The organism is Streptomyces fuscigenes (assembly GCF_021556455.1).
Classification (GTDB): Bacteria; Actinomycetota; Actinomycetes; order Streptomycetales; family Streptomycetaceae; genus Streptomyces; species Streptomyces fuscigenes.
The window spans coordinates 1-9,070 of record NZ_JAKGCV010000219.1 but is presented as its reverse complement, the minus strand read 5'-3'; the positions used below and the strand labels follow the sequence as shown (position 1 = coordinate 9,070).

The window sequence follows — 9,070 nt, the reverse complement described above, 5'->3', positions numbered from 1 at the left end:
CGGCGGGACCGTGCGCTGCCTGCCGGAGCCGTGCGCCGTCTGCCGAAAACGTGCGCCGGCCGTGCCGGGCCGCCGCGTCCCCGCGCGACGGGCCGGCACGGCCGGCGCTCTCCCCCTCCCCCGGTCGTCGCCGGCGGCAGGCCCCGGCTCACGCCTTCGTCTTGTAGCCCCTGCCCCACTGCAGGCCCCAGCCGTAGAGCCGGTCGAGCTCGGCCTGGAAGCCGTAGACGAACTTCACCTCGCGCCTCACGAGCAGGTCGCCCTTCACGTTCTCCATCGAGAACACGGCGCACGACCTGGCCTCGGGGGCCCGCTCGTCCAGCTCGATCTCGACCCGGGGGCCGTTGCTCGGATAGAGCGTGATCTTCGCGTGCGTACGGTCGAACGCGGGCGTCTGGTCGTAGATGTAGGCGAAGAACAGCAGGCGCTTGATCTCGTCGCGGTGGTCGAGGTTGACGAAGATCGTCTCGCCGGAGGGGGCACCGAACCTGTCGTCGCCGCTGAGCTTGATGTACGGCGCCGTGTTCAGGTCGCCGAAGAAGCCGCCGAGGGGCTGGACGACGCCTTTGCTGCCGTCCGCCAGCTCGTAGAGGCAGCCGAGGTCGAGGTCCACGTTGACCATGCCCTGCGTGTGCGCCTGGACCACGTCGGGCTGGAAGAACTTCAGCGGGTGGCGCAGCAGCCCGCCGCCCTGCTTCGAACGGCCCTCGATGTCCGAGGAGCGCATCCGCCACGACAGGTTGACCCGCAGGTTGCCGGTCGCCGCGTCCTGTTTGGACAGCGACACCGACGGGTGCCGCTTGGTCAGCTCGATGGAGTTGCTCGCGGCGCTGCCTGCGTCGAACTGCGCCGCCCTTCCTCCCGGCCGCAACCCGTCAAAGAAAGACATCCTCACTCCCACCCTCGTGCGTCCGGCCCGAGACGGCGGCCCGCCGGGCCCTCGCCCGCCTCGGCCGCTCGTCAGGAAGCGTTCCCGCGTCCCGCGGCGCCGCACACCCCGCGCCCCGGCCCCCGCGGGTCATACGGGAGCGCACGGAGTCGCACGCCTGTCGCGCGGTGGCATATCCGTGCGACAAGCGCGGTGGGCAGGGCGCGGGGCCGCGCCCGTGTCAGGCCTGCGCGCCCGCGTGGTCCTGGGAGGCTCCCGAACCGCCCTCGCCGTCCCCGCCGCCGTCGCCGCCGTGGGCGGCGAGCGCCTTGTTCCGGCGGACGGACGACCAGAACGAGGCGGCGATGAGGATGACGCCGACGAGTCCGGTGACGACCTCGTTGATCTCGTGCTGGATGGTGACGAAGAGGATCACGGCCAGCGCGCCGATGGCGTAGTGCGCGCCGTGCTCGAGGTAGACGTAGTCGTCCAGGGTGCCCTGGCGCACCAGGTAGACCGTGAGCGACCGGATGTAGAGGGCGCCGATGCCGAGGCCGACCGCCATCCAGAAGATGTGGTTCGTGATGGCGAAGGCGCCGATGACGCCGTCGAAGGAGAAGGACGCGTCGAGCACTTCCAGGTAGAGGAACATGAAGAACGCGGCCTTGCCGGCCATGCCGACGGCGGAGAGCGCGCGGCCTTCGGCCTTCGCCTTCTCCTGCTCCTCCTCCTCGCGTTCCTCCTGCTCCTCCAGGTTGTTCTCGAAGTGCCCGGACAGGCCGCCGACGATCAGATACGTGATCAGGCCGGCGACCCCGGCCAGCAGGACCGTCGAGGACTTGTCGACGAGATGGCCGGCGCTGGTGTGCGCGTGCGTGGCGAACGTCAGGGACACCACGACGAGCACGATGAGCGCGACGCAGACCGACAGCATGTCGACCTTGCCCAGCTTGGCGAGCGGCCGCTCGATCCACGCGAGCCACTTGATGTCGCGGTCCTCCAGGATGAAGTCCAGGAAGATCATCAGCAGGAACATGCCGCCGAAGGCGGCGATGGCCGGGTGCGCGTCCGTGACGAGCGACTCGTAGCGGTCGGGGTTGTCGACCGCGAGCCGTACCGCCTCGACGGGGTTGACCTTGGCCGTGATGGCCACGATCAGCACGGGGAAGACCAGCCGCATGCCGAAGACGGCGATCAGCACGCCGATGGTCAGGAAGATCTTCTGCCAGAAGTCGTTGAGCTTCTTCAGCACGCCCGCGTTGACGACCGCGTTGTCGAAGGACAGCGAGATCTCCAGGATCGACAGGATCAGGACGACCCCGAAAGCCTCCCACCCCCAGAACACGGCCGAGGCGGCCAGCGCCAGGACCGTGATGACCAACGGCCAGCGAAAGGTTTTCAGGATCACTGCTACCCCATCCGGTGATACGGGTTTTCCCCCGTGCAGAGCACTGCTTTACGCAACGTTGACCCCGAAGTCTAGGGCGATGCCCCGAAGGCCCGACGCGTACCCCTGGCCCACCGCGCGGAACTTCCACTCGCCGCCGTGCCGGTACAGCTCGCCGAAGATCATCGCCGTCTCGGTGGAGGCGTCCTCGGTGAGGTCGTAGCGGGCGAGCTCCTGGCCGTCGGACTGGTTGGCGACGCGGATGAACGCGTTGCTGACCTGGCCGAAGGTCTGGCGGCGGTTGTCGGCGTCGTGGATCGACACCGGGAAGACGATCTTGTCGCAGTGCTCGGGGACCCGGGAGAGGTCCACCAGCAGGGTCTCGTCGTCGCCCTCGCCCTCACCGGTCAGGTTGTCGCCGGTGTGCTCGACGGAGCCCTCCGGGCTCGTGAGGTTGTTGTAGAAGACGAAGTACTCGTCCCCGAGGACCCGGCCCTCGCGGCACATCAGTGCGCTGGCGTCGAGGTCGAAGTCCGCTCCGGTGGTGGAGCGGGCGTCCCAGCCGAGCCCGACGAGCACCTGCGTGAGGTTCGGTGCGGCTTTGGAGAGGGAGACATTGCCTCCCTTGGCGAGCGTGACGCCCATGGTGTTGTCCTCCCCGAGGGTGATCCGGTGTCCAGCGGTGGTGCGGGTGGTACGGGCGGTGCGGGCGGAGTGCCGCGGAGCGCGCCGGCGCGCAGCGGCGGGCGGTACGGCTCGTGGGCCCCCCTCGCGCGGTCACGGCGCGTTTGTCGTCCTGCCCATCGGTGTGCCCTTCATGCACTTCACGCCACTTCGGCCCGGATCGGTTCCCGGGCCGCGGCCGTGGCGAGGCCGCGGGACCCCGGGGTGCGGGTGCGCGGTCCTCGACCGGACCGCGGGAGGCCCGCAGCGCGTCCGGCGCCGCACCCGGGGGTGCGGCGCCGGACAAAGGGCCGTGCGGTGGGGCGGGCGCAGCGGCCCGCCCCGGCGGCGGCCGTTCGCCGGGTCAGACGTTGACGCCGAAGTCCTGCGCGATGCCGCGCAGGCCGGAGGCGTAGCCCTGTCCGATGGCGCGGAACTTCCACTCCGCGCCGTTGCGGTAGAGCTCGCCGAAGACCATGGCGGTCTCCGTCGAGGCGTCCTCCGTCAGGTCGTACCGGGCCAGTTCGTTGTTGTCGGCCTGGTTGACGACGCGGATGAACGCGTTGCGCACCTGCCCGAACGACTGCTGGCGGGTCTCGGCGTCGTAGATGGAGACCGGGAAGACGATCTTCTCGACGTCGGCGGGGACCGCAGCGAGGTTGACCTTGATCACCTCGTCGTCGCCCTCGCCCTCGCCGGTGAGGTTGTCGCCGGTGTGCTCGACGGCGCCGTCGGGGCTCTTGAGGTTGTTGAAGAACACGAAGTTCGCGTCCTGGGTGACCTTGCCCTCGGCGTTCGTCAGCAGCGCGCTGGCGTCGAGGTCGAAGTCCTGCCCTGTCGTCGTCCGCACGTCCCAACCCAGACCCACGGTCACCGCGGTCAGGTTGGGCGCGGCCTTGGTCAGCGAGACGTTTCCGCCCTTACTGAGGCTGACTCCCACGAGTCCTCCCATTGGTTGTCGGGGCCGGCGGCCGTGGTCAGCGGCAGCTGCCGCGGGCCTGGCGCCCCCTGAAGCGTTGCCATTCGGATCAACGTCTGGATCCTAGTGACCGGTTCCCGTCACCCGCGCGATTTCACCGCCCGTCGGTGCGGGCGGCGGCCGGATGCCCGGCCGGGACGCGTGCATCGGCCACGGACCGGGCGGGCCGGCGGCCCTCAGGCGCTCAGATCTCCGCAAGCGCCTTCAGGTACGCGCCGCTGTCCCGGGCCTCGTGGACCGGGTTCACGATGCTCCATCGGACCACTCCCGCCGTGTCGATGACGAACGTGCCGCGCACGGCCCGGCCCCGTTCCTCGTCGAACACGCCGTACGCGCGGGCGGCGGCCCCGTGCGGCCAGAAGTCGGCCAGCAGGGGGAACTCGATGCCCTCGCCGTCCGCGAAGGCGCGCTGCGCGTAGACCGAGTCGGTGGAGCAGCCGAGGAGCTCGGCGTCCCGCTCCTCGAAGGCGCCGGCGCGCTCGCGCAGCTCCTGCAGCTCGCCCGTGCACGTGCCGCTGAAGGCGTGGGGATAGAAGACGAGGACGACGTTGCGGCCACCGGGCCCCCGGAAGTCGGAGAGCCGCACGGTCCTGCCGTGCTGGTCCTGCAACGTGAGATCGGGTGCGGTGGCGCCGACCGCGACGGCCATGGTGTGTCCTTTCCCGTCCGGGGGCCGCCCCTGCCGGGAGGCCGCCCGCACACGACCAGCCTACGCACGGATCGGGGCGCGCGCCTGAACGGGTGAACCCCCGCCGTCCACGTGACGGCGGGGGTGATTCTCACGTTCCGGCCCCGGCCCACCGCTCGGCGGAGCGGCTCGGCCGGGGCCTTGTCCACGCGCTCAGCGCTTTGTCTTGGCCGTCTTCGGGGTGACGAGCCTGCTGCCGGTCCAGTCCTTGCCGGCGTTGACGCTCTTGGTCTGCGACAGGCCGGCCGTCTGAGACGCCTCGTTGATGTCGCTCGGCTCGACGTAGCCGTCGCGGCCGGTCTTGGGCGTCAGCAGCCAGATCACGCCGCCGTCCTCGATCAGACCGATGGCGTCAACCAGCGCGTCCGTAAGGTCGCCGTCCTCGTCCCGGAACCAGAGGAGGACGGCGTCGGCAACGTCGTCGTAGTCCTCGTCGACGAGGTCCTGGCCGATGACGGCCTCAATGGACTCACGGAGCTCCGGCTCGACGTCCTCGTCGTAGCCGATCTCCTGGACCACCTGTCCGGGCTCGAACCCCAGACGAGCCGCCTGGTTGGTCCGCTCCTCCGCGTGGTCCGCGGTCGCGCTCACGGATTGCCTCCTGATCATGTTGCGGTAACTGCTTCGGCTTCGCGCGCACGCGAAGCATTGGCCGTAGTCCACACGGGCGGGACGGATCGCGCAAGTACCCGGCGTCCGAGACCGCCGAAACGGTGACGTTCCGGGCCTCTCTCCCCCGCTTCCGGGCGGTCGGGCGGCGACCCTCTGTAACGGCCGGAACTTCTTTTCTCCATGTTTGCCATGGTATGCCGTGGGGCTACGCCATTCGGGTAAGAACCGCCGGAAGCCGCCGGGTGAACGGTCCCGCCCCCGGGCGTGGCCCGCGAACCGCGGCCGTGCCCGCGGCGGGGTGCGCCACCGCTGCGGAACGGGCCCGCGACGCAGCGCAGCCGCGCCCGCACGGGGCCGGCGCGGCCCGCCGCCGGAGGCGGGGCCGAAACGGACTCCCTGCCCCGTCACGGCCGTCCGGCACCGGCCCGGACCGACCGGTTACCTCCGGGTAGAGGTGACGCCCGCGTCCGCGCCGGTACACGATGGGTGCCACGTACGACCCCCCAGTCAGGCAGACGGACAAGAACAGACAGCGAGGGAAAAGCGTGGCTTCCGGATCAGATCGCACCCCGATCATCATTGGCGGCCTTCCCAGTCAGGTCCCGGACTTCGATCCCGACGAGACCCAGGAGTGGCTCGACTCGCTCGACGCCGCCGTGGACGAGCGCGGCAGGGAGCGCGCCCGGTACCTGATGCTCCGGCTGATGGAACGCGCCCGGGAGAAGCGCGTCGCCGTGCCGGAGATGCGCAGTACGGACTACGTCAACACCATCGCCACCAAGGACGAGCCGTTCTTCCCCGGCAACGAGGAGATCGAGCGGAAGATCCTGAACGCCACGCGCTGGAACGCGGCGGTCATGGTCTCCCGGGCCCAGCGCCCGGGCATCGGGGTCGGCGGCCACATCGCCACCTTCGCCTCGTCGGCGTCGCTCTACGACGTCGGCTTCAACCACTTCTTCCGCGGCAAGGACGACGGGAAGGGCGGCGACCAGATCTACTTCCAGGGCCACGCCTCCCCGGGCATCTACGCCCGCGCGTTCCTGCTCGACCGCCTCAGCGAGGCGCAGCTCGACGGCTTCCGCCAGGAGAAGTCCAAGGCGCCCGACGGCCTCTCCAGCTACCCGCACCCCCGGCTGATGCCGGACTTCTGGGAGTTCCCGACCGTGTCGATGGGCCTGGGCCCGCTCGGCGCGATCTACCAGGCGCGGATGAACCGCTACATGCACGCGCGCGGCATCGCGGACACGTCCGAGTCCCACGTGTGGGCCTACCTCGGCGACGGCGAGATGGACGAGGTCGAGTCGCTCGGCCAGCTGACCATCGCCGCCCGCGAGAACCTGGACAACCTGACGTTCGTCGTCAACTGCAACCTCCAGCGCCTCGACGGCCCGGTGCGCGGCAACGGCAAGATCATCCAGGAGCTGGAGTCCGTGTTCCGCGGCGCCGGCTGGAACGTGATCAAGCTGGTGTGGGACCGGACCTGGGACCCGCTGCTCGCGCAGGACCGCGACGGCGTGCTGGTCAACCGCCTCAACAGCACGCCGGACGGGCAGTTCCAGACGTACGCGACGGAGACCGGCGGGTACATCAGGGACCACTTCTTCGGCGACGACCACCGGCTGCGGGCCATGGTCGAGAACATGACGGACGAGCAGATCCTGCACCTCGGGCGCGGCGGCCACGACCACCGCAAGGTGTACGCGGCGTACGCGGCGGCCAAGGCGCACCGCGGGCAGCCGACGGTCATCCTCGCGCAGACCGTCAAGGGCTGGACGCTGGGCCCGAACTTCGAGGGCCGCAACGCGACGCACCAAATGAAGAAGCTGACGGTCGACGACCTCAAGCGCTTCCGGGACCGGCTGCACCTGCCCATCGCGGACAAGGAGCTGGAGAGCGGCCTGCCGCCGTACTACCACCCGGGCCGCGACTCGGAGGAGATCCAGTACATGCACGACCGCCGCCAGTCGCTGGGCGGTTACGTGCCCACGCGGGTGGTGCGCTCCCAGCCGCTGACGCTGCCCGGCGACAAGGCGTACGCGACGGTCAAGAAGGGCTCGGGGCAGCAGTCGATCGCGACGACGATGGCGTTCGTCAGGCTGCTGAAGGACCTGATGCGCGACAAGGAGATCGGCCGGCGCTTCGTGCTGATCGCGCCGGACGAGTACCGCACGTTCGGCATGGACTCGTTCTTCCCGAGCTCGAAGATCTACAACCCGCAGGGCCAGCAGTACGAGTCGGTGGACCGTGAACTCCTCCTGTCGTACAAGGAGTCGCCGACGGGCCAGCTGCTGCACGACGGCATCACGGAGGCGGGCTGCACGGCCTCGGCGATCGCGGCCGGTTCGGCGTACGCCACGCACGGCGAGCCGATGATCCCCGTCTACGTCTTCTACTCGATGTTCGGGTTCCAGCGCACGGGCGACCAGTTCTGGCAGATGGCCGACCAGATGGCACGCGGCTTCGTGCTGGGCGCGACGGCGGGGCGCACCACCCTGACCGGCGAGGGACTCCAGCACGCGGACGGCCACTCGCACCTGCTGGCGTCGACGAACCCGGGGTGCGTCGCCTACGACCCGGCGTACTCGTTCGAGATCGCGCACATCGTCCGCGACGGCCTGCGCCGGATGTACGGGGAGCCGGCCGCCGGCGAGGACCCGAACGTCTTCTACTACCTCACGGTCTACAACGAGCCGATCCAGCACCCTGCGGAGCCCGAGGACGTGGACGTCGAGGGCATCCTCAAGGGCATCCACCGGCTGAGCGCCGGCGAGAAGGGCCAGATCCCCGCCCAGATCATGGCGTCGGGCGTCGCCCTGCCGTGGGCGCAGGAGGCGCAGCGCATCCTGGCGGACGAGTGGAACGTGCGGGCCGACGTGTGGTCGGCGACGTCCTGGACGGAGTTGCGCCGCGAGGCGGTGGCGGTCGAGGAGTACAACCTGCTGCACCCCGAGGAGGAGCAGCGCACGCCGTACGTGACGCGCAAACTCGCCGACGCGCAGGGCCCGTTCGTGGCGGTGTCGGACTGGATGCGCGCCGTGCCGGACCAGATCGCGCGGTGGGTCCCGGGGACGTACCAGTCCCTGGGTGCGGACGGCTTCGGCTTCGCCGACACCCGTGGCGCGGCCCGGCGCTTCTTCCACATCGACGCGCACTCCATCGTCCTGGCCGTCCTGACGGAGCTCGCCAAGGACGGCAAGGTGGACCGCTCCGCGCCGAAGCAGGCCCTGGACCGCTACCGGCTGCTGGACGTGGCGGCGGCCGATCCGGGCGTGGCCGGCGGCGACGCCTGAGCCGGAGCAGCACCTGAGACGTCCGCCCGCCGGTCGGATCCGACCGGCGGGCGGACGTGTTCGCGCGGAGGTGGCGGTGGGGCGGCCGTGTCGTCGCGCGCGGCCGCCCCTGCTGCCCGCCCCGGGTCAGAGCAGGCTGATCAGTGCGAACACCGTGTCGATGGCGCCCAGCACCACGGCGACCACCGCGGGGATGTGACGGTTGGACCACTGGCGGTTCATGGAGATCCAGCCGGTGATCACTGCGACGGGGCCGAGCACGATCCCGAGGACGAAGAATCCCGCGACCGCACAGATGACCCCTATGATCCCGAATGTCGCGCGGTCCGGCCCACTGCGCGGCCCCATCCGGCCGCGCGAGCGGGGGCTCATGCGTGTTCGGGTACCGTTGCCGAAGCCCGCCATGGTGTTCAACCTCCCGGTGTCACCGTCCCGTTCGGACCCTCGCCCACCGCGTACCCCTCCTCGGCGCGGACACTCCCCCACTCCCCGGCCCGCCCGCGAAGGCCGCCGCCCCACCCCGGCCGGCGGCCCCGCGCCTCGCCGCCCGCACCACCGGCACGCGCCACCGACGCACGCCCGC

8 protein-coding genes are annotated in these 9,070 nt (G+C 70.5%); 1 reads left to right on the top strand and 7 read right to left on the bottom strand.

The annotated features are described in order from the left end of the window. Window positions 1-148: 148 nt before the first annotated feature. From L1885_RS17740 to L1885_RS17715, 6 genes are all read right to left on the bottom strand, one after another. Window positions 149-889, bottom strand: a complete 741-nt coding sequence (locus L1885_RS17740; protein WP_235798107.1) for a TerD family protein — start codon at window positions 887-889, stop codon at window positions 149-151. A 220-nt stretch (window positions 890-1,109) separates the two neighbouring features. Further along, a complete protein-coding gene (locus tag L1885_RS17735; protein WP_235798106.1) occupies window positions 1,110-2,276 on the bottom strand; it encodes a DUF475 domain-containing protein in 1,167 nt (388 codons plus the stop codon). A 48-nt stretch (window positions 2,277-2,324) separates the two neighbouring features. Then, window positions 2,325-2,900 (bottom strand): TerD family protein, encoded by a 576-nt coding sequence (locus L1885_RS17730; protein WP_235798105.1) that lies wholly within the window; start codon window positions 2,898-2,900, stop codon window positions 2,325-2,327. 382 nt (window positions 2,901-3,282) lie between these two features. Continuing rightward, window positions 3,283-3,858 (bottom strand): TerD family protein, encoded by a 576-nt coding sequence (locus L1885_RS17725; protein ID WP_235798104.1) that lies wholly within the window; start codon window positions 3,856-3,858, stop codon window positions 3,283-3,285. A gap of 223 nt (window positions 3,859-4,081) precedes the next feature. Next, the gene (locus L1885_RS17720) at window positions 4,082-4,546 is read right to left on the bottom strand and encodes a peroxiredoxin (RefSeq protein WP_235798103.1); all 465 of its coding nucleotides are present in this window, start codon (window positions 4,544-4,546) and stop codon (window positions 4,082-4,084) included. Window positions 4,547-4,738: 192 nt separating this feature from the next. Next, complete coding sequence (locus L1885_RS17715; protein ID WP_235798102.1) at window positions 4,739-5,176, bottom strand: DUF3052 domain-containing protein; 438 nt, start codon at window positions 5,174-5,176, stop codon at window positions 4,739-4,741. Between the two features lie 566 nt (window positions 5,177-5,742). On the opposite strand from L1885_RS17715, the gene aceE reads away from it, so the two are divergent. After that, on the top strand, window positions 5,743-8,487 hold the full coding sequence (gene aceE, locus L1885_RS17710) for a pyruvate dehydrogenase (acetyl-transferring), homodimeric type (RefSeq protein WP_235798101.1): 2,745 nt from the start codon (window positions 5,743-5,745) through the stop codon (window positions 8,485-8,487). A gap of 126 nt (window positions 8,488-8,613) precedes the next feature. Here the strand turns inward: aceE and L1885_RS17705 are convergent, their stop codons facing one another. Next, window positions 8,614-8,892 (bottom strand): small hydrophobic protein, encoded by a 279-nt coding sequence (locus tag L1885_RS17705; protein WP_235798108.1) that lies wholly within the window; start codon window positions 8,890-8,892, stop codon window positions 8,614-8,616. Window positions 8,893-9,070: the final 178 nt, after the last annotated feature.

Excerpts from the sequence above, each read along its gene's own strand:
- L1885_RS17740 (WP_235798107.1), bottom strand. The coding sequence starts at position 889 with ATGTCTTTCTTTGACGGGTTGCGGCCGGGAGGAAGGGCGGCGCAGTTC.
- L1885_RS17730 (WP_235798105.1), bottom strand. The coding sequence starts at position 2,900 with ATGGGCGTCACGCTCGCCAAGGGAGGCAATGTCTCCCTCTCCAAAGCC.
- L1885_RS17720 (WP_235798103.1), bottom strand. The coding sequence starts at position 4,546 with ATGGCCGTCGCGGTCGGCGCCACCGCACCCGATCTCACGTTGCAGGAC.
- L1885_RS17705 (WP_235798108.1), bottom strand. The coding sequence starts at position 8,892 with ATGGCGGGCTTCGGCAACGGTACCCGAACACGCATGAGCCCCCGCTCG.